Source organism: Enterobacter sp. 50588862, assembly GCF_001462935.1.
In the GTDB taxonomy this organism is placed as follows: Bacteria; Pseudomonadota; Gammaproteobacteria; order Enterobacterales; family Enterobacteriaceae; genus Enterobacter; species Enterobacter bugandensis.
The window spans coordinates 518432-539028 of the sequence record NZ_LNHM01000021.1 but is presented as its reverse complement, the minus strand read 5'-3'; the positions used below and the strand labels follow the sequence as shown (position 1 = coordinate 539028).

Annotated in this window: 21 protein-coding genes; 4 read left to right on the top strand and 17 right to left on the bottom strand. The window is 57.4% G+C overall.

The features are described 5' to 3' along the window. Positions 1-69 precede the first annotated feature (69 nt). The 11 genes from APT89_RS10420 to cysG form a co-directional block, all read right to left on the bottom strand. The gene (locus APT89_RS10420) at positions 70-696 is read right to left on the bottom strand and encodes a protein-L-isoaspartate(D-aspartate) O-methyltransferase (RefSeq protein WP_028014237.1); all 627 of its coding nucleotides are present in this window, start codon (positions 694-696) and stop codon (positions 70-72) included. Then, positions 690-1451: a 5'/3'-nucleotidase SurE gene (gene surE / locus APT89_RS10415; protein WP_041908434.1), complete on the bottom strand. Its 762-nt coding sequence runs from the start codon at positions 1449-1451 to the stop codon at positions 690-692. The genes APT89_RS10420 and surE overlap by 7 nt, the downstream gene beginning before the upstream one ends. After that, positions 1432-2481 carry a tRNA pseudouridine(13) synthase TruD gene (gene truD / locus APT89_RS10410; protein ID WP_047364436.1) on the bottom strand — a complete coding sequence of 350 codons (1050 nt, stop codon included), beginning with the start codon at positions 2479-2481 and terminating at the stop codon, positions 1432-1434. The genes surE and truD overlap by 20 nt, the downstream gene beginning before the upstream one ends. Continuing rightward, the gene (ispF, locus tag APT89_RS10405; protein WP_006811766.1) at positions 2478-2957 is read right to left on the bottom strand and encodes a 2-C-methyl-D-erythritol 2,4-cyclodiphosphate synthase; all 480 of its coding nucleotides are present in this window, start codon (positions 2955-2957) and stop codon (positions 2478-2480) included. The genes truD and ispF overlap by 4 nt, the downstream gene beginning before the upstream one ends. Further along, positions 2957-3667: a 2-C-methyl-D-erythritol 4-phosphate cytidylyltransferase gene (gene ispD / locus APT89_RS10400; protein WP_060572263.1), complete on the bottom strand. Its 711-nt coding sequence runs from the start codon at positions 3665-3667 to the stop codon at positions 2957-2959. The genes ispF and ispD overlap by 1 nt, the downstream gene beginning before the upstream one ends. A gap of 19 nt (positions 3668-3686) precedes the next feature. Continuing rightward, a complete protein-coding gene (ftsB, locus tag APT89_RS10395; RefSeq protein WP_003862095.1) occupies positions 3687-3998 on the bottom strand; it encodes a cell division protein FtsB in 312 nt (103 codons plus the stop codon). Between the two features lie 79 nt (positions 3999-4077). After that, positions 4078-4404, bottom strand: coding sequence for a DUF3561 family protein (locus tag APT89_RS10390; protein ID WP_060572262.1), 327 nt, complete (start codon positions 4402-4404; stop codon positions 4078-4080). A 58-nt stretch (positions 4405-4462) separates the two neighbouring features. Further along, positions 4463-5068 carry an adenylyl-sulfate kinase gene (gene cysC / locus APT89_RS10385; RefSeq protein ID WP_028014242.1) on the bottom strand — a complete coding sequence of 202 codons (606 nt, stop codon included), beginning with the start codon at positions 5066-5068 and terminating at the stop codon, positions 4463-4465. Then, entirely contained in the window at positions 5068-6492 is a 1425-nt protein-coding gene (gene cysN, locus APT89_RS10380; protein ID WP_060572261.1) for a sulfate adenylyltransferase subunit CysN, read from the bottom strand. The genes cysC and cysN overlap by 1 nt, the downstream gene beginning before the upstream one ends. A 9-nt stretch (positions 6493-6501) precedes the next feature. Beyond that, positions 6502-7410, bottom strand: a complete 909-nt coding sequence (gene cysD / locus APT89_RS10375; RefSeq protein ID WP_008499613.1) for a sulfate adenylyltransferase subunit CysD — start codon at positions 7408-7410, stop codon at positions 6502-6504. A 9-nt stretch (positions 7411-7419) separates the two neighbouring features. Next, positions 7420-8769, bottom strand: coding sequence for a siroheme synthase CysG (cysG, locus tag APT89_RS10370; protein WP_192841524.1), 1350 nt, complete (start codon positions 8767-8769; stop codon positions 7420-7422). A gap of 246 nt (positions 8770-9015) precedes the next feature. Here cysG and APT89_RS10365 point away from each other — a divergent pair, with 246 nt between their 5' ends. Continuing rightward, positions 9016-10059 (top strand): aminopeptidase, encoded by a 1044-nt coding sequence (locus tag APT89_RS10365; RefSeq protein ID WP_060572258.1) that lies wholly within the window; start codon positions 9016-9018, stop codon positions 10057-10059. Positions 10060-10130: 71 nt separating this feature from the next. On the opposite strand, the gene cysH is transcribed toward APT89_RS10365, so the two are convergent. From cysH to cysJ, 3 genes are read right to left on the bottom strand one after another with little or no spacing between them, the layout of a single operon-like run. After that, on the bottom strand, positions 10131-10865 hold the full coding sequence (gene cysH, locus APT89_RS10360; RefSeq protein ID WP_060572256.1) for a phosphoadenosine phosphosulfate reductase: 735 nt from the start codon (positions 10863-10865) through the stop codon (positions 10131-10133). 15 nt (positions 10866-10880) lie between these two features. Beyond that, positions 10881-12593, bottom strand: a complete 1713-nt coding sequence (gene cysI, locus APT89_RS10355) for an assimilatory sulfite reductase (NADPH) hemoprotein subunit (protein ID WP_041908423.1) — start codon at positions 12591-12593, stop codon at positions 10881-10883. Continuing rightward, a complete protein-coding gene (gene cysJ / locus APT89_RS10350; RefSeq protein ID WP_041908421.1) occupies positions 12593-14398 on the bottom strand; it encodes an NADPH-dependent assimilatory sulfite reductase flavoprotein subunit in 1806 nt (601 codons plus the stop codon). Before cysJ ends, cysI begins: the two co-directional genes overlap by 1 nt. 306 nt (positions 14399-14704) lie before the next feature. Here cysJ and queD point away from each other — a divergent pair, with 306 nt between their 5' ends. After that, positions 14705-15067, top strand: coding sequence for a 6-carboxytetrahydropterin synthase QueD (gene queD / locus APT89_RS10345; protein WP_003862700.1), 363 nt, complete (start codon positions 14705-14707; stop codon positions 15065-15067). Between the two features lie 28 nt (positions 15068-15095). On the opposite strand, the gene queE is transcribed toward queD, so the two are convergent. From queE to APT89_RS10330, 3 genes are read right to left on the bottom strand one after another with little or no spacing between them, the layout of a single operon-like run. Then, on the bottom strand, positions 15096-15767 hold the full coding sequence (gene queE, locus APT89_RS10340) for a 7-carboxy-7-deazaguanine synthase QueE (RefSeq protein ID WP_028014249.1): 672 nt from the start codon (positions 15765-15767) through the stop codon (positions 15096-15098). 54 nt (positions 15768-15821) lie between these two features. Then, positions 15822-16529, bottom strand: coding sequence for an N-acetylmannosamine-6-phosphate 2-epimerase (locus APT89_RS10335; protein ID WP_041908420.1), 708 nt, complete (start codon positions 16527-16529; stop codon positions 15822-15824). After that, positions 16529-18088 carry a maltose/glucose-specific PTS transporter subunit IIC gene (locus APT89_RS10330; protein ID WP_041908418.1) on the bottom strand — a complete coding sequence of 520 codons (1560 nt, stop codon included), beginning with the start codon at positions 18086-18088 and terminating at the stop codon, positions 16529-16531. Before APT89_RS10330 ends, APT89_RS10335 begins: the two co-directional genes overlap by 1 nt. Before the next feature lie 165 nt (positions 18089-18253). On the opposite strand from APT89_RS10330, the gene APT89_RS10325 reads away from it, so the two are divergent. Both APT89_RS10325 and APT89_RS10320 read left to right on the top strand, forming a co-directional pair. After that, on the top strand, positions 18254-19078 hold the full coding sequence (locus APT89_RS10325; RefSeq protein WP_028014252.1) for a MurR/RpiR family transcriptional regulator: 825 nt from the start codon (positions 18254-18256) through the stop codon (positions 19076-19078). Positions 19079-19435: 357 nt separating this feature from the next. Continuing rightward, positions 19436-20545 (top strand): SDR family oxidoreductase, encoded by a 1110-nt coding sequence (locus tag APT89_RS10320; protein ID WP_041908416.1) that lies wholly within the window; start codon positions 19436-19438, stop codon positions 20543-20545. Positions 20546-20597: the final 52 nt, after the last annotated feature.

Below are 20597 nucleotides of genomic sequence, written 5' to 3'. Positions count from 1 at the left end.
GATGACACGAATCTTTCGCGCCACACCATACGCTGAATTTGCCTTAATAACCCTGGATAAATCCGAGTCTCAGGCCAACTCCCCCTTTACCAGAGGCACAAAGCGCACGGCTTCCACGGTGTCGATAATATACTCGCCGCCGCGCCGTCGAACGCGCTTTAATAGCTGCTGCTCGTCCCCGACGGGCAGAACAAGAATGCCCCCCTCATCCAGCTGCGACAAGAGCGCAGCGGGAATTTCAGGCGGAGCCGCCGTCACGATGATAGCGTCAAACGGGGCGCGAGCCTGCCAACCCTGCCATCCATCACCGTGTCGTGTCGAAACATTATGTAAATCAAGTTGTTTCAGGCGACGACGCGCCTGCCATTGCAAACCTTTGATCCGCTCTACGGAACAGACATGGTGTACCAGATGCGCCAGGATGGCGGTCTGATACCCCGACCCGGTGCCAATCTCCAGCACGCGTGAGTCGGGCGTGAGCTCCAGCAGCTCCGTCATCCGCGCCACCATATAAGGCTGCGAAATCGTCTGGCCTTGCCCGATGGGCAGCGCTACGTTTTCCCACGCTTTGTGTTCAAACGCCTCGTCTACAAATTTCTCACGCGGGACCTGAGCGAGCGCTTCAAGCACGTGCTCGTCGCGGATCCCCTGTGCGCGAAGTTGTTCCAGAAGAGTTTGTACACGTTTGCTTACCATTGCGCGTTCACTCCTGCGCGATCCAGCCAGCCCGACACCACATCATGCGCGCTATACGCGGTTAAATCTACGTGCAGCGGAGTGACCGAGACATAGCCATCATCCACGGCGGCAAAGTCGGTGTCCGGACCCGCATCGCACTTATCGCCAGGAGGCCCGATCCAGTAAAGCGTGTTGCCGCGAGGATCCTGCTGCGGGATCACCTGATCGGCCGGATGCCGGCTTCCGCAGCGCGTAACGCGAATGCCCTTAATTTCATTGAGAGGAAGATCCGGCACGTTGATGTTGAGAATGCGCCCGGTACGCAGCGGCTCGCGGCCTAGCGCCCGCAGGATCGAGCAGGTCACCGCGGCGGCGGTATCGTAGTGCGTGTGGCCGTTTAACGAGACCGCCAGCGCCGGGAACCCCAGATGGCGCCCTTCCATTGCCGCCGCTACCGTTCCGGAGTAAATCACGTCATCGCCGAGGTTCGGCCCGGCGTTAATGCCGGAGACGACGATATCCGGACGCGGGCGCATCAGCGCGTTCACGCCCAGAAACACGCAGTCCGTCGGCGTGCCCATCTGCACGGCAATATCGCCATTTTCAAAGGTAAAGGTGCGAAGCGACGACTCCAGCGTCAGTGAGTTAGACGCTCCACTGCGGTTACGATCGGGGGCCACGACCTGCACATCCGCAAATTCACGGAGGTGCTTCGCCAGGGTCTGAATGCCCGGCGCGTGGATCCCGTCATCGTTACTCAGCAATATTCGCATAATCACCCGAGGTGTTGATTAGTTCCCTGACAACACTGGTGGCAAAGCTACCTGCCGGCAGCCAGAAGCGTAACTCGACGGTCACGTCATCCCACCAGTTCCAGCTTAACTGCTGCGGATAGAGCAGCATCGCGCGGCGCGCTGCTTCGACTTTTTCCCGCACCAGCAAGGATTGTAATTCCGGCGCATCCGCCACGGCGGACTGCTCAGCGCTCAACGCGTCGCCCTGGGTGCCCCAGTCGCCTGAGCCCGGCAAAGCTGCGGTAATCATCAGCGCTTTGGCATCCACGCGCGACTGCACATCGGCCATTTCTTCGGCCGTTGCCACAAACCAGCTTCCGCGTCCCGCTAATTGTAGCGCATCGCCAACAACAACTTGATTCGCGTCCGGTTTTTTCAGCCTTTCGCTCACAATCTGATTAAACAACGCGCTGCGGGCCGCCGACAACCAAAAACTGCGTTTATTCCTGTCGCGCACCGGCGCATCGCTTTGCGCCCAGCGCAGAGCGCCCTGCAGGTTGCTGCCGCCAATGCCAAAGCGCTGCGCGCCAAAGTAGTTCGGAACGCCGCGTTCATTAATGGCGTTGAGACGTTTTTCAACGTCTTCTCGATCGGTCACTTCGCGCAGCACCAGCGTAAACGCGTTGCCTTTCAACGCCCCCAGGCGCAGCTTGCGCTTGTGGCGGGCGTACTCCAGCACCTTACAGCCTTCAAGCTCAAATTTGCTTAAATCAGGCATCGCATTGCCGGGCACGCGGGCGCAGAGCCACTGCTCGGTGACAGCGTGTTTATCTTTCTGCCCGGCAAAGCTCACTTCCCGGGCGTGAATTTTGAGGAATTTTGCCAGCGCGTCGGCCACAAAGCGGGTGTTGCAGCCGTTTTTCAGAATACGCACCAGGATATGTTCGCCTTCGCCATCGGGTTCAAAGCCCAGATCCTCAACCACGAGGAAATCTTCCGGGCTGGCTTTCAGCACCCCGTTCCCCTGCGGCTTACCGTGCAGGTATGTCAGGTTATTGAAGTCCGTCATTTTGCCGCCTTCACCAGCAGCGCCACGGCTTCACAGGCAATCCCTTCGCCACGACCGGTAAAGCCCAGCTTCTCCGTGGTGGTGGCTTTGACGTTGACGTCGTCCATATGGCAGCCCAGATCTTCAGCGATAAATACGCGCATCTGCGGAATGTGCGGCAGCATTTTCGGGGCCTGGGCAATAATCGTCACGTCGACGTTGCCGAGGGTGTAACCTTTCGCCTGAATACGGCGCCACGCTTCGCGCAGCAATTCGCGGCTGTCCGCCCCTTTAAAGGCCGGGTCGGTGTCCGGGAACAGCTTGCCGATATCACCCAGCGCGGCAGCGCCGAGTAGCGCGTCGGTCAGCGCATGCAGCGCCACGTCGCCATCAGAATGCGCCAGCAGCCCTTTTTCGTAAGGAATACGTACGCCGCCAATGATAATTGGGCCTTCTCCGCCAAAGGCGTGTACATCAAAACCGTGTCCAATTCGCATTATGCCTTCTCCTGATGGGTCGAACGGGTAAGATAAAATTCCGCGAGCTGTAAATCTTCCGGGCGCGTCACTTTTATATTATCAGCGCGCCCTTCAACAAGCGTGGGGTGAAAACCGCAATACTCCAGCGCGGAGGCTTCGTCCGTGATGGTCGCGCCTTCATTAAGGGCACGCGTTAAGCAGCCGTGGAGCAGTTCGCGGGGGAAAAATTGCGGCGTCAGCGCGTGCCATAAGTCGACGCGCTCAACGGTGTGGGCGATGGCACGCTTGCCCGGCTCGGCACGCTTCATGGTGTCGCGCACCGGCGCGGCCAGAATGCCGCCCACTTTACTGGTTTCGCTCAGCGCCAGCAGGCGTGCCAGGTCGTCCTGATGCAGGCACGGACGTGCCGCGTCATGGACCAGCACCCACTGGGCGCTTCCGGCAGCCTGAATGCCCGCCAGCACGGAATCGGCGCGCTCGGCGCCGCCATCAACTACGGTAATCTGTGGGTGGTTTGCCAGCGGCAGCTGCGCAAAGCGGGCATCGCCGGGACTGATGGCGATGACCACGTGCGTCACCCGCGGGTGCGCCAGCAGCGCCGCCACGGCGTGCTCAAGGATCGTTTTATCGCCAATTGAGAGGTACTGCTTGGGACATTCTGTCTGCATGCGCCGGCCAAAACCTGCGGCCGGCACCACGGCACATACGTCCGAAAAAGTTGCTGCCATGTCGTAATCCTGGGCCTGATTATCGATTGTTTTGTGCTGAGCCCTGATTGCGTTTAGACGCATCCGGAACCAGACGATAAAAGGTTTCGCCCGGCTTAGTCATACTGAGTTCATTGCGTGCGCGCTCCTCAATCGCCTCCTGGCCGCCATTGAGGTCATCAATTTCAGCAAAGAGTTGATCGTTACGCGCCTTAAGTTTGGCATTTGTTGCCTGCTGAGCCGCGACGTCATCGCTCACCCGGCTGTAGTCGTGCAGCCCGTTCTTACCGAACCACAACGAATATTGCAGCCAGACCAGCAAAGCCAGCAACAGCAGCGTTAGTTTACCCATCCTGCCCCCTGAAAAAACGGCATCATCATCCCATAACTTTCCGTTCGACTCTACTGCGGGGTTTTAATTATGTCGCAAGTTAGCCCATCAGCCATAAAAACAGCAGGCCAAAGATGACGACAACGGCGGCAATCGTGATAACCGTACTGTACAGGAGCTTGCCGTTGAAAAGGGAGTGCAGCGCAACCCCGACAACGACCGCAACGGGCATCAGCGCCAGGAAGAAGGGCCAGGTGTAGAGAAAGAAGAAAAGGGTGTTACCACCGTAGATCAAAAACGGGATACCCAGCGCCAGTAACCACGACGCAAAGCCGACTATCGCCCCAGGGAAGGACCAGGTCGTCTCATTGTCGGTGGTTAACGGTTCCGACCCGGTGGTGATAATGTAGTTTTCACTGTTGCGCATAGCTAATCCTGTGACCGTGACTCATCGTTCGGGAAGACAGCTCCCGAACGATACCGCCTCAGGATCTGATAATATCGTCCCGTCTGAGCAGGTCTAATAATTGGCTTACTAAATTTGTTACCAATTGTTGACCTTCAAGGTGAATCTCAGGCGATTCAGGCGCTTCGTAAACCGAGTCAATTCCGGTGAAGTTTCGCAGCTCGCCGGCACGCGCTTTTTTGTACAGCCCTTTCGGATCGCGCGCTTCGCAGATCTCCAGCGGCGTATCGACAAACACTTCGATAAAGCGATCCTGACCCACGCGCTCGCGCACCATCTGGCGCTCGGCGCGGTGCGGCGAGATAAACGCCGTCAGCACCACCAGCCCGGCGTCAGCCATCAGGCTGGCGACTTCACCTACCCGGCGAATGTTCTCTTTGCGGTCGTCGTCGCTGAACCCCAAATCGCTGCACAGGCCGTGACGCACGTTGTCGCCATCCAGCAGGTAGGTACTTACTCCCTGCTGATGCAGCGCCTCTTCCAGCGCGCCCGCCACCGTGGATTTACCGGAGCCAGACAGCCCGGTAAACCACAGCACCACCCCACGGTGGCCGTGAAGCTGTTCGCGCTGGGCGACGGTGACCGGATGAGGGTGCCAGACGACGTTCTCATCATGGGCGGCCATTACTTGCCTCCCAGCAGATCGCGGGCGCCCCAGTGCGGGAAGTGCTTACGCACCAGCGCGTTCAGCTCCAGCTCGAAGGCGCTGAACTCAGAGGTCACGCTCGCCTGCGCGTTAGGCTCGCGCACCATGCCAGCACCGACGGTAACGTTGGTCAGGCGGTCAATAAAGATCAGCCCGCCCGTCACCGGGTTCTGCTGATACGGATCCAGCACCAGCGGCTCGTCGAAGGTCAGATCGACCAGACCGATGCCGTTCAGCGGCAGTTCGCTCACATCACGGTGGGTCAGGTTGTTGATGTCCACCTGGAACTGAATGCCGTCCACGCGGGCACGGGTTTTCTTGCCGGCAATTTTGATGTCGTAGCTCTGGCCTGCGGTCAGCGGCTGTTCGGCCATCCACACTACGTCTACGGACGCGCCCTGCACCGCCGCCAGCGTCTCCTGCGCGTCGACCAGCAGGTCACCGCGGCTGATATCAATTTCGTCTTTCAGCACCAGCGTGACCGCTTCACCCGCTCCGGCCTCAGGCAGATCGCCGTCGAAGGTCACGATACGTGCAATTGCTGACTCCACGCCGGATGGCAGCACCTTCACGCGCTGCCCCACCTTCACGGAACCGGAAGCAATAGTGCCGGAGAAGCCGCGGAAATCGAGGTTTGGACGGTTCACGTACTGCACCGGGAAGCGCATTGGCTGAGTGTCGACAACGCGCTGAATTTCAACGGTTTCGAGCACTTCCAGCAGCGTCGAGCCGCTGTACCACGGCATGTTCGCGCTCTGGGAGGCGACGTTATCCCCTTCCAGCGCCGAGAGCGGCACAAAGCGAATATCCAGGTTGCCCGGCAGCTGTTCGGCAAAGGTCAGGTAGCTCTGGCGGATCTCCTCGAATTTTTCTTCGCTGAAGTTCACCAGATCCATCTTGTTGACCGCCACCACCAGGTGCTTGATCCCCAGCAAAGTGGAGATAAAGCTGTGGCGACGGGTTTGATCCAGCACGCCTTTACGGGCGTCCATCAGCAGGATCGCCAGATCGCAGGTGGATGCGCCGGTCGCCATATTGCGGGTGTACTGCTCGTGCCCCGGGGTGTCGGCAATAATAAATTTGCGCTTCTCGGTAGAGAAGTAACGGTAGGCCACATCGATGGTAATGCCCTGCTCGCGCTCCGCCTGCAGGCCGTCCACCAGCAGGGCCAGGTCGAGTTTTTCGCCCTGGGTGCCGTGACGCTTGCTGTCGTTATGCAGGGAAGATAGCTGATCTTCGTAGATCTGGCGCGTATCGTGCAGCAGGCGGCCAATCAGGGTACTTTTCCCGTCATCCACGCTGCCGCAGGTCAGAAAGCGCAGCAGGCTTTTATGTTGTTGGGCGTGCAGATACGCTTCCACGCCGCCTTCGTTGGCAATTTGTTGAGCAATAGTGGTGTTCATGGCGGCTCCTTAGAAATAACCCTGACGTTTCTTCAGCTCCATGGAGCCTGCCTGGTCGCGGTCAATCACGCGCCCCTGTCGCTCGCTGGTGGTGGACACCAGCATCTCTTCGATGATCTCCGGCAGCGTCTGCGCGTTCGATTCCACCGCGCCGGTCAGCGGCCAGCAGCCGAGGGTACGGAAACGGACCATCTGTTTTTTGATCACTTCACCCGGCTGCAGGTCGATACGATCGTCGTCAATCATCATCAGCATGCCGTCGCGCTCCAGCACCGGGCGCTCGGCGGCCAGGTACAGCGGAACAATCTCGATGTTTTCCAGATAGATGTACTGCCAGATATCCAGCTCGGTCCAGTTGGAGAGCGGGAAAACGCGAATGCTTTCGCCCTTGTTGATCTGGCCGTTGTAGTTGTGCCACAGCTCAGGGCGCTGGTTTTTTGGGTCCCAGCGGTGGAAGCGGTCGCGGAAGGAGTAGATACGCTCTTTGGCGCGGGATTTCTCCTCGTCACGCCGCGCGCCGCCGAAGGCCGCGTCAAAACCGTATTTATTCAGCGCCTGCTTCAGCCCTTCGGTTTTCATGATGTCGGTATGTTTGGCGCTACCGTGCACGAACGGGTTAATGCCCATCGCCACCCCTTCCGGATTTTTGTGCACCAGCAGCTCGCAGCCGTAGGCTTTGGCGGTACGGTCGCGGAATTCGTACATTTCGCGGAATTTCCAGCCGGTATCCACGTGCAGCAGCGGGAACGGCAGCGTGCCCGGATAAAACGCTTTACGCGCCAGGTGCAGCATGACGCTGGAATCTTTACCGATGGAGTACATCATCACCGGGTTAGAGAACTCGGCGGCCACTTCGCGGATAATATGGATACTTTCCGCTTCGAGCTGCCGCAGGTGAGTAAGTCGTTTTTGGTCCATAACCGTTCCTTAAGCCAAATTTACAACAGAAGAACCAAAGCCTTCTGTATCGGTTGTGTGTTGGAACCAGGCGAGGGTGCTGTGCAGCTGCACCACCTCTCCCACCACGATCAGGGCAGGCATCGGGGCGTCTTTCGCCAGGGTTGCAAGGTCTTGTAATGTGCCGATAGCGACATGCTGATCGACGCGCGTACCGCGAGAAATGACGGCAACGGGCGTCGTCGCCTCGCGACCGTGCTGAATAAGCTGTTCGCTGATGTCCGCCGCCTTCATGGTGCCCATGTAGATCGCCAGCGTCTGGCGGCTCTGGGCGAGATGCGACCAGTCAAACGGCGTGCTGTCGGCCTTGTAGTGTCCGGTCACAAAGGTGACGCTCTGGGCATAATCGCGATGGGTGAGCGGGATCCCGGCGTAGGCCGTCACGGCTGACGCCGATGTGATGCCGGGCACCATCTGGAACGGTACGCCCGCCTCGGCTGCCGCCTGCAGTTCTTCACCGCCGCGACCGAAAATGAACGGGTCGCCCCCTTTCAGGCGCACCACGGTTTTGCCCGCTTTCGCGGCGGCAATCAGCATCTGGTTGGTATCGTGCTGCGGCACGGAGTGTTCCCCCGCCCGTTTGCCGACGCAGATTTGCTCCGCATCGCGACGGATCAGCTCGCGCACGCCATCGGTGACCAGGTGGTCGTAGAACACCACGTCCGCATCCTGCAAAACCTGCAGGCCGCGCAGCGTCAGCAAACCGGCATCCCCCGGCCCGGCTCCCACCAGAATAATTTCCCCGCCCGTACTGCCGGGGTTATCCAGTTCGTCTTCGAGAATTTTCTGCGCCGCCGTCTCATTGCCCGCCTGCATCAGGCTGGCAAAGCGGCCGCGAAATACGCGCTCCCAGAAGCGACGGCGTTCCGTCACGCTGGTCAGGCGGTTTTTTAAATGGTTGCGCCAGTAGCTGGCTTTCTCCGCCATGCGCCCGAGGCTGGTCGGCAGCAGCGCTTCGATCTTTTCCCGCAGCACGCGCGCCAGCACCGGCGCGGTGCCGCCGGAGGAGATCGCCACCAGCAGCGGCGAGCGGTCAACGATCGACGGGAAGATAAACGAGCATAAAGGCTGGTCGTCCACCACGTTCACCAGACGGTAACGGGCCTGGGCCGCGTCGGAGACCCGCCGGTTAAGTTCCCGATTTTCAGTCGCCGCAATCACCAGCACCACGCTGTCGATCTGTGACTCGTCGAAATCCGCCTCTTCAACAACCCGCACCTGTGCCCCTGCGCGCTGCAAAAACGCGATTTTGCGATCGGCAATTTCTCCCGTGCCGACAACCAGTACCGGTCGGTCTTTTAAGGCGGCAAAAAGGGGCAGATAGTCCACAGGCAACAACTCACTAACAACGAGGAATAGAGGGACTATAGGGGGCGGCTTAGATCGAATGAAATTACGAATTGGAATGAGTAGTTACTCAATGGAATAACGCAGTAAAAAAGCAAATACCAAAAAATGCTTAACACGCGAAATTTCGGGCATTTAAGAGCAATTCAAATTGTGTATGGACGATCACAGTTTCATACTATGCACGTTATTATTTTGCTCTGTTTTTAAGGACTCACTATGTTTTCCGCAACGCGCCACCGTATTGCTGCCCTGGCGCTCGGCGTTTGCTTTATCCTTCCGGCTCAGGCAAAAAATCAACCTTATGGTGAAATCGCGACTCAGCAGGCGCGACATATTGCGACGGTTTTCCCTGGCCGCATGACCGGTTCACCCGCGGAGATGCTCTCCGCCGACTATATTCGCCAGCAGTTTGCACAGATGGGCTACCAGAGTGACATACGCTCGTTTCACAGCCGCTACATCTATACCTCACGCAATAAAACGCAAAACTGGCATAACGTGACCGGCAGCACGGTAATTGCGGCGCATGAGGGGAAAGCGGCTGAGCAGATTATTATCATGGCGCACCTGGATACCTATGCGCCAATGAGCGACGCCGATATTGATAATAACCTCGGGGGACTGACGCTGCAGGGCATGGACGATAACGCAGCGGGTCTCGGCGTGATGCTTGAACTGGCTGAACGCCTTAAAAATATTCCGACGAAATACGGTATTCGCTTTGTGGCGACCAGCGGCGAAGAAGAAGGAAAACTCGGCGCTGAGAATCTCCTTAAACGGATGAGCGCTGAGGAGAAGAAAAATACGCTGCTGGTGATTAACCTCGATAACCTGATCGTTGGCGATAAGCTCTATTTTAATAGTGGACAGAGCACGCCGAGCAGCGTGCGTAAACTCACCCGCGACCGTGCGCTGGCGCTTGCCCGTACGCATGGCGTCTATGCCGCAACAAACCCAGGCGGTAACCCGGATTATCCAAAAGGCACTGGCTGTTGTAACGACGGGGAAGTGTTTGATAAAGCAGGCATTCCGGTGCTGTACGTCGAGGCGACGAACTGGGCGCTGGGCAAAAAGGATGGCTATCAGCAGCGCGCTAAATCGAAAGCGTTCCCGGACGGAACCAGCTGGCATGACGTGCGGCTGGATAATCAGCAGCACATAGACAGCGCCCTGCCGCAGCGGATTGAGCACCGCAGCCGGGACGTGGTGAAAGTGATGCTGCCGCTGGTGAAGGAGCTGGCGAAAGCGGGCAAAGCCTGATGTTTTTAAGTATAGCGGGGCCTGATGCCCTCACCCCAACCCTCTCCCACAGGGAGAGGGAGGATAAAGGATCACCCTTCGTGCAGCCCGCACTCGCGCTTCAGCCCGAAGAATCGCGTCTCTTCTTCCGCCATTCCCGGCTCCCATTTGCGCGTGGTGTGGGTGTCGCCCACGGACAGGTAGCCCTGGTCCCATAGCGGATGGTACTTGAGCCCGTGTTTTTGCAGATACTGATACACCGTGCGGTTATCCCAGTCGATAATCGGTAGCACTTTGAATACGCCGCGCTGTACCGCCAGTACCGGTAAGGTTGCGCGGCTCCCGGACTGCTCGCGGCGCAGGCCGGCAAACCACGTTTGGGCGTTCAGCTCTTTCAGCGCCCGGTTCATCGGCTCAACTTTGTTGATCTCATTGTATTTTTCAATGCCCTCAACGCCCTGCTCCCACAGCTTGCCGTAGCGCGCCTCCTGCCAGGCCGCGCTTTCCGTTGCGCGGTAGACTTTGAGGTTCAGCCTGAGCTTGTCCGTCAGCTCGTCGATAAACTGGTAGGTTTCCGGGAACAGGTAGCCGGTATCGGTGAGGATCACCGGTAAGTCCGGACGGATCTGATTCACCAGATGCAGGCTGACCGCCGCCTGAATACCAAAGCTTGATGAGAGCACATACTCTCCCGGCAGGTTTTCCAGCGCCCACGCTACGCGCCCTTCGGCGTCCAGCTTTTCAAGGTGAGCGTTAGTTTCTGCCAGCGCCAGAATGCGTTCGACTTTTGGCAGGTCATTAAGGGCGTTTAGATCGAGTACGGACATAATTACCTCTCGTGGTTACTCCCAGAAATCCCTTGCGGGATCGAGCACCGGGCGAATGATGCCCGCACGCACCGTAAAGTCGCCAAAGCCTTCACCCGCTTCGCGCTCTTTCGCCCAGCGCCCGACAAGCTCGTCGATAGAATCAAGAATTTCCGGCTCGGTGATGTTCTCGCGGAACATGCGTGGAATACGCGTGCCGATACGGTTACCGCCCAGGTGCAGGTTGTAGCGACCCGGCGCTTTCCCCACCAGCCCCAGCTCGGCCAGCATCGCGCGACCGCAGCCGTTCGGGCAGCCCGTCACGCGCATAACAATATGCTCGTCCGGAATACCGTGTTTTTCCAGAATCGCTTCCACTTTGTCAGTGAATGATGGCAGGAAACGCTCGGCTTCGGCCATCGCCAGCGGACAGGTCGGGAACGACACGCAGGCCATCGAGTTTTCACGCTGTGGCTTCACCGCATTCATCAACCCGTGCTCGCGCGCCAGCTCCTCAATTTTCGCCTTTTCGCTTTCCGGCACGCTGGCGACGATCAGGTTCTGGTTAGCGGTGATACGGAACTCGCCTTTGTGGATCTTCGCGATTTCCAGCAGACCGGTTTTCAGCGGGCGGCCCGGATAATCCAGAATACGGCCATTTTCAATGAACAGCGTCAGGTGCCAGTTATTGTCGATACCTTTCACCCAGCCGATGCGATCGCCGCGACCGGTGAATTCGTAAGGGCGGATCGGCTCAAATTTGATCCCCGCACGACGCTCCACTTCCTCTTTGAACGTTTCAACGCCCACGCGCTCCAGAGTGTACTTGGTTTTCGCGTTTTTACGGTCGGTACGGTTGCCCCAGTCGCGCTGGGTGGTCACTACCGCTTCCGCCACGGCCAGCGTGTGCTCCAGCGGCAGGAAGCCGAACTCGCTCGCGGTGCGGGCGTAGGTTTTCTTGTTACCGTGCTCAATAGACAGGCCGCCGCCCACCAGCAGGTTAAAGCCCACCAGCTTGCCGTTTTCGGCAATCGCCACGAAGTTCATGTCGTTGGCGTGCAGATCGATGTCGTTCTGCGGCGGGATCACCACCGTGGTTTTGAACTTACGCGGCAGGTAGGTCTGACCGAGGATCGGTTCTTCGTCGGTGGTCGCGACTTTTTCCTGATCGAGCCAGATCTCCGCATAGGCGCGGGTACGCGGCAGCAGGTGCTCGGAAATTTTCTTCGCCCACTCATACGCTTCGGCGTGCAGCTCGGACTCGTACGGGTTCGAGGTGCAGAGCACGTTACGGTTCATGTCGTTGGCGGTCGCCAGCGCGTCCAGACCCACGGAGTGGAGCATCTGGTGCACCGGCTTCACGTTCTTCTTCAGAATCCCGTGGAACTGGAAGGTCTGACGGTTGGTCAGGCGGATGCTGCCATAAATCGTGTTTTCACCTGCAAACTTGTCGATCGCCTGCCACTGTTTGGTGGTGATCACCCCGCCCGGCAGACGGCAGCGCAGCAGCATCGCGTGGCGCGGCTCCAGTTTCTGTTCTGCGCGCTCGGCGCGGATATCGCGGTCGTCCTGCTGATACATACCGTGGAAACGGATCAGCAGGAAGTTGTCGCCTTTGAAACCGCCGGTCAGGCCGTCATTCAGATCTTCAGCAATGGTGCCGCGCAGATAGTTGCTTTCCAGCTTCATGCGCTCGGCGTCTGTCAGTTTACCTTCGACCACCAGTGGCCCTGGATGTTTTTCGCTCATTAGTAGACATCTCGCTGATAACGGCGCTCAACGCGCAGCTCACTTAAAAATTCATCCGCCGCTTCGGCATCCATACCGCCGAATTCGGCAATCACTTCCAGCAGTGCCTGCTCAACGTCTTTCGCCATGCGATTGGCGTCGCCGCAGACATAAATGTGGGCACCGTCATTGATCCAGCGCCACAGCTCTGCGCCCTGTTCGCGCAGTTTGTCTTGTACGTATACTTTTTCTTTCTGATCGCGGGACCAGGCCAGATCGATGCGGGTCAGTACGCCCTCTTTGACGTAGCGCTGCCACTCAACCTGGTAGAGGAAATCTTCGGTAAAGTGCGGGTTGCCGAAGAACAGCCAGTTTTTACCCGGCGCGTCGTCCGCGGCACGCTGCTGCATAAAGGCGCGGAACGGCGCGATGCCGGTGCCCGGGCCAATCATGATCACCGGAGTTTCCGGGTTCGCCGGCAGGCGGAAGTTGTCGTTGTGCTCGATAAAGACGCGCACCTCGCCCTCTTCTTCCACGCGGTCCGCCAGGAAGCTTGATGCCCCACCCGCGCGGGCGCGGCCTTCGATGTCGTAGCGCACCACGCCGACGGTAACGTGAACTTCGCTTTCCACTTCCGCCTGGGAAGAGGCGATAGAGTACAGGCGTGGGGTCAGCGGACGCAGCAGACCGATCAGCGCATCGGCATCCAGCTGTGCCGGAGAGAAACGCACCATATCGACAATCGGCGTCGTCGCGGCGTAATGCTGCAGCTTCGCTTTGTCGCCCACCAGCGGCAGCAGGGATTCGCTGCGCGTTAGGGTGGCATAATTCTCGACGATATTCGGGGTGTTCACCGTCAGCTCGAAATGCCACTGCAGCGCCTCTGAAAGTGGCTGGGTTTTGCCGTCAACGGTGACGGGCTCGTCACCCTTCAGCCACAGCAGTTCCACCAGCTCTTTCACCAGCGCCGGATCGTTCTGATACCAGACGCCCAGCGCATCGCCAGGCTGATAGCGCAGGCCGGAGTCGCCAAGATCGATTTCAATATGGCGCACGTCTTTTTCCGAGTCGCGGCCCGTAATTTTCTGGTTCACCGACAGGCTCGCCGTCAGCGGCGACTCTTTGGTGTACGGGCTGGTGTGGATCTCATTGACGGTGCCCGCAGCGGTCACCGCGGCCTGTGCTGGCGTCTCTTTCGGGACGCGGGCTTTCAACACCTCAACGATGCGCGCACGCCATTCAGCGGCGGCAGTCTGGTATTCCACATCCGCGTCCACGCGGTCCAGCAGGCGCTCCGCGCCCAGCTCCGCCAGCTTGCTGTCGAAATCTTTACCGGACTGGCAGAAGAATTCATAGGAGGTATCGCCCAGGCCAAATACGGCAAACGCCGTGCCATTCAGCTTAGGGGCTTTTTTTGAGAACAGGAACTTGTGCAGCGCCACCGCTTCTTCAGCGGGTTCACCTTCCCCCTGGGTCGAGGCGACCATCACCAGCAGTTTTTCTGACGCGATTTGTTTGAATTTATAATCCCCGGCGTTGACCAGGTTCACGTTCAGTTTGGCGGCCAGCAGATCATCACGCAGCGCTTCGGCCACGCGGCGGGCGTTGCCCGTCTGCGAGGCGCTAATCAGCGTAATAGCAGGAATTTCCACGGCCGTTGCCGGTGCGCCAGCCACCGCGCCAGGCTGCTGGTTGAGCATTCCCCAGAAATAACCGGAGACCCAGGCAAGCTGAGTGGGAGAAAAATCAGAGGTGGCAGCCTGAAGGCGCGCCAGTTGCTCCGGGTTAAGGGGAAGCAAATTTGAAGGTGGGGCCTGTGTTGTCATGCGTCGTTATGTTCCAGTAGCCAAGCGGACTTTAAGCGAATAAATCCAAACTGAAGATAAGGTTAACGGCGTGGATAATAACAATTAAAGAAGGGATGGAAATAATAAATAACCAAATGGACTAACCTGTTTTAGTTATCGTTCTTAGCGGTAAAAACGATTGAATAACCATTTGAAATAAAACAATAAAAACCAACAATCACCCTGAATACCCGGCGTTCAACGTTCAGAGCCGTTTTAGTTAATGCTAAAAATTGTGCTTTCCGGTACTATGCGGCGGTTTTTTCCGCATTACTGAGAGCGATCATGTCCACCACACTGTTTAAAGATTTCACCTTCGAAGCCGCCCACCACCTTCCGCACGTTCCTGCAGGACATAAATGCGGCCGCCTGCACGGGCATTCGTTTATGGTGCGTCTTGAGATCACCGGTGAAGTTGATCCGCATACCGGTTGGATCATGGACTTTGCCGAGCTGAAGGCCGCGTTTAAGCCGACCTACGATCGTCTGGATCACTACTATCTCAACGATATTCCGGGTCTGGAAAACCCGACCAGCGAAGTGCTGGCAAAATGGATCTGGGATCAGATGAAGCCGCTGGTACCGCTGCTGAGCGCGGTGATGATCAAAGAAACCTGCACGGCAGGCTGCGTGTATCGCGGAGAGTAAAAAAAGCCCGGCAAAACCGGGCTTTTTTCTAGGCAATATTCAGATACTTATGCGTCTGCATCGACAGGCGCCAGTTGCGCGCAATGCAGGTTTCAATGCACAGTCGCGTCGCATCCTCTTTCTGGCTGATCGGCTGCAGGGCGATTACCCGCTGCTTCTCATCCGTCAGCGTCGCCAGCAGTTCATCCAGCGCTTCGATATCACGCACGCGTCCTACCGGATGCTTAATTTCATCCGCGCGCTCCAGCGCCTGAGACAGCACGTCATACCCGCCACGCATATTCACTTTTGGCGATACCGTCACCCAGGTGGTGTGTGAACAGCGCACTTCATGGGTGCCGCTGGTCTCAATCTGGCAGCTGTAGCCGTTCTTTTCGAGCAGCTCGGTCAGCGGCGTCAGATCGTGAATGCAGGGTTCGCCGCCGGTGATGACGACGTGGCGAGCCGTCCAGCCCTGGCGACCAATAATGGCCAGCAGGTCTTCTGCACTGCCAGCGCCCCACTTATCGCTCTCTTTGGTTTTCGCCAGAATGCTAAACAGCGACACTTCCCGATCTGCGAGCTTATCCCACGTATGTTTGGTATCACACCAGGCACAGCCAACCGGGCATCCCTGTAAACGAATAAAGATAGCGGGAACGCCGGTAAAGTAACCCTCGCCTTGCAGGGTCTGGAACATCTCGTTAATCGGGTACTGCATAGTCATCTCAGTAAAGGGGATAAACGATAAGTATCGCAGATCCCCGTCGGATGGTCATGCTCCATCGGTGCTTTGCGCGCTAATCGCCGCCATAAAGCGCGCGGTAATTTGCTGTGGGCGGGTGATCGCCCCGCCGACAACGACCGTATGCGCGCCCAGAGCCAGACACCGGGCCGCGCGCTCGGGCGTATCCACGTTGCCTTCGGCAACCACGGGGACCGTCACGGCCGCCAGAACCGCTTTCAGGAACGCACAGTCATTCTCCGGAAGCGTATGGCCTATCGTTTCCGCCGTATAGCCGTACAGCGTGGTACCGACGCAGTCAAAGCCAAGCGTCTGCGCCGTCACGGCTTCGTCTACGGTGGAAATATCTGCCATCAGCAGTACCGAGGGGTAACGTGAGCGGATGGCCGTGACCAGTGTTTCCAGGGATTCACCGCCAGGACGTTCCCGCGCCGTCGCATCAAGGGCAATGATTTCCGGAGAGACGGCCATGAGCTCATCCACCTCTTTCATCGTAGCGGTGATAAATACTTCGCTCCCTGGATAGTCCCGTTTGATGATGCCGATAACCGGTAAAGACACCTGCTGTTTAATGGCCTCGATATCCACCACGCTGTTGGCGCGAATGGCGAAGGCTCCGCCCTGTGCCGCCGCCAGCGCCATTCGCGACATGATAAACGGGCTGTGCAGCGGTTCGTTTTCCAGCGCCTGACAGGAGACGACCAGTTTTCCCTTCAGGTTATCCAGTACATTTTTCATTACGATAAGATCTCTTCCACTTCGTTTTTGATAATCGTGACGTGCGGGCCATAAATGACCTGTACACCGTTACCGCGCACGATAACGCCGCGCGCGCCGGTGGCTTTCAGCGCCGCGTCATTCACTTTGCTGCCGTCTTTGACCGTCACGCGAAGCCGCGTGGCGCAGCAGTCCACCTCTTCCAGATTGTCTTTTCCGCCCAACCCGGCGATCACCGCCGCAGCGCGCTCGCTTTGCGGCAGGCTGACGTCATCAACCATCGCCTCCTTTTCACGGCCCGGCGTGGCGAAATCAAAGCGGTTAATCAGGTAGCGGAAAGTGAAGTAGTAGAGGAAGAACCACGGCACGCCGACCAGCGGAACGAACATCCAGTTGGTTTTGGCCTCCCCCTGCAAAATGCCGAACAGCACGAAGTCAATAAAACCGCCGGAGAAGGTCTGCCCGATGGTGATGTGCAGCATGTGCGCGAGCATAAACGCCAGCCCGTCAAACAGCGCGTGAATGACGTAGAGCACCGGGGCAATGAACAGGAAGGAGAACTCGATGGGCTCGGTAATTCCCGTCAGGAATGAAGTTAACGCCGCGGAGAGCAGCAGCCCGGCAACGCGCTTTTTGTTCTCCGGTTTCGCCGTGTGGTACATCGCCAGACACGCGCCGAGCAGGCCAAACATCATCGTGATAAAGCGCCCGGACATGAAGCGTGACGTGCCTTCATAGAAATGCTGCGTGTTCGGGTCGGCGAGCTGAGCGAAGAAGATCCGCTGCGTGCCCTCAACCAGGTGGCCGTTGACGATCTCGCTGCCGCCGAGCGCGGTGGTCCAGAACGGCAGATAGAAGATATGGTGCAGACCAAACGGGCCAAGCATGCGCAAAATAAAGCCGTACAGCAGCGTGCCAAGATAACCGGTGGCATCCACCAGCCCGCCCAGACCAAAAATAAGCTTCTGGAAATGCGGCCAGACCACGGTCATGATCGCGCCAACGAGTATTGCCGCCAGCGAGCTGATAATCGGGACAAAGCGCGAGCCGCCAAAAAAGCCCAGGAACTGCGGAAGCGCTATCTTATTAAACCGATGATGCAGCGCGCAGGTCACGAGACCAATCACCACGCCGCCAAACACCCCGGTTTCCAGCGTCTGAATACCCAGCGTCATGCCCTGCCCTACAGCGCCCGGGTTCTCGTGCGCCAGTTTGCCGGTGAGGATCAGCAGCGCGTTGATGGTGGCGTTCATCACCAGAAACGCGAGTAGCGCTGCCAGCCCCGCCGTGCCCTTATCGTTTTTTGCCAGCCCGACAGCCACCCCAACCGCAAACAGCACCGAGAGGTTCGCAAACACAATCGAACCCGCACTGCTCATGATGGTGAAAATGGCCTGCAGCCAGCTCACATCTAAAAACGGATAGGCCGCCAGCGTATTGGGGTTCGATAACGCCCCGCCGATACCGAGCAGCAGACCCGCCGCGGGCAATACGGCGATAGGCAACATAAAGGATTTGCCAAAGCGCTGCGCTTTTTCAAACCATCCACCCGACGAAGCGCCACTGAATATTTGCATCATTTTTTCATCCCCCCATTAAAAGATGAAAATTTTTACCATATAAATATTTTATAGTGAAAATTATCATCACAAACCAGGAGGCCGATCATACTTTTTTAAAATGACTGGCATCTTTCCCCCGCTTTCCGCCACACTAGTCGCAGTGAAACACATTAAGGACGTGGCATGTCGGACCATGAAAACCTGCTGCTGAAGCTCCGCCAGGAGGCTTCCGGGTACAGCCCAACGCAACAAAAACTCGGTGAGTTTGTCCTCAGCGACCCTGCCCGGGTGCTCTACCTGACCATCACCGAACTGGCGCGAGAGAGCCACACCAGCGAGGCCAGCGTGACGCGTCTTTGCCGGACGCTGGGGTGCAAGGGGTATAACGAATTCAAAATGGCGCTGGCGCTGGATATTCAGCAGGGTCAGCCCGCGCGTCAGGCGGGGGATGAGATTGACAGCGTGGTGGATGAATCGGTGCAGGCTCTGCAGGATACCGCGAGACTCCTCGACCGCGCGCTGCTTGAAAAAGCCGCACTGGCGCTGCATCAGGCGCAGTCCGTGCAGATTTATGGCGTCGCGGCCAGCGCAATCCTCGGGGAGTATCTGCATTACAAGTTATTAAGGCTGGGTAAATCCGCACAGCTGTTTAGCGATATGCACCGCGCAGCCATGAATGCGACCACGCTTTCGGCAGAGACGCTGGTGGTGGCGATCTCCAGCTCCGGTTCAACGCGAGATTTACTTCACGTAGTGAAACTTGCCCGCAAGCGCGGGGTGAAGGTTCTGGCGCTCAGCAACACGCCCCGCAGCCCGCTGGCGTCTCTTAGCGATATGCTGCTGGTGGCCGCCAAGCCAGAAGGCCCTCTTAGCGCGGGCGCGCTCAATGCCAAAGTTGGGGTGATGCTGCTGGTCGAATTACTTACGACATCCATGATTGCGCTGGATGGTCATTACGCTGACGTCAGCCAGCAAACGGCCAGCGCCACGCTTCCTCTTCTGCTCTGAAAACCCTTCGCAGGCTAAATAAAATAGCCTGCGTTTTATTTTGCTCAATTTAACTTAAGCAGAGTTCAATTCATTTATATGATAAATGTTTGGTGTAACAAATTATTTTGTTTATTACAGTTTGAATTATTTCCCTCGCGCCACCCCAGAGACAAAAACAGATTAAAATCATTAAGTTAAAATAAAAACATGAATAAATTGAATTTTTCCGCTTTCTGCAATGTCCAATATTTTCACCTGATTTCCTTTCCTTAAAATAAGCTTAAGACGCTGTCGGTCCCGACGTTTTATTATTTAAACGCCGTTTACTTTTGCGCGCCTACAATCCGCCTCATCAATCATAATGAGACGGTAATAATGAAGATGTTATTAATTACAGGCGTGACCGGGTTTCTGGGCGGTGCAGTACTTGAAAAAATCCTGACCAGCGATCAATCCGTAAAACTCCTTTTGCTTGCCCGTGCCGGCGATCCGCAAAGCGGGCTGGCGCGCGTGCAGGAGAACATGCGTAAGTTCAACATTTCTGAGGAGAAACTGGCCTCCCTGAGCGTGGATAATATCCTCATCGGCGACCTCAGCCAGCCGGAAGCCTTTCTGAACGATCCCCGTCTGGACCAGGTTACGCATGTCGTTAACTGCGCGGCAGTTGCGTCATTTGGCAATAACCCGCTGATCTGGAAGGTGAACGTAGAGGGTACGCTAGCGCTGGCGCGCCGCATGGAGCAGGTCGCAGGGCTGCAGCGTTTCCTGCATGTAGGCACCGCAATGTCATGCACGCCGGAGCAGGATTCGCTGGTCGCCGAAAGTGCGGAATTCAGAGAAAACGCTGAGCACCTGGTGGAATATACGTATTCGAAGTCAACCATCGAACAGCTGATGCGCCAGGAATGTCCTAACCTGCCGCTGCTCATCGCCCGTCCGTCCATCGTCGTCGGCCATACCCGCCACGGCTGCACGCCGTCGAGCAGTATCTTTTGGGTCTTCAGCATGGGCCTGATGCTGCAGAAGTTTATGTGCTCGATGGAAGACCGGATCGACGTTGTCCCGGTAGATTATTGCGCCGACGCAATGTTAATGCTGCTGAGCAGCAACGCGCGTCCGGGGGAAGTGGTACACATTTCAGCCGGGGAAGAGAACAGCGTTCGCTTTGCGGATATCGATCGGGCAATGGCGCAGGCGCTGGAGAAAGCGCCCGTTGGCGATAAGTACGCGCAGGTCAGCTACGAAACGCTGGTCAAAATGCGCCGTGAACTGAAAACCATTTTTGGTCCGTGCAACGAACGTCTGATGCTGAGAGCGATGCGCTTATACGGTGCCTTTGCCACGCTGAACGTGCGCTTCAGCAACGATAAGCTGCTCAGCATGGGGATGCCGAAGCCACCTCGTTTTACGGATTATATCGCCCGCTGCGTGCAAACCACCCGGGGACTGACCATTCCCGAGCAGATGGCGGTCGATTTTAAATAACCAAAAAAAATGCCAGTCATTCGACTGGCATTTTCATGTTAAGGCTTAAGCA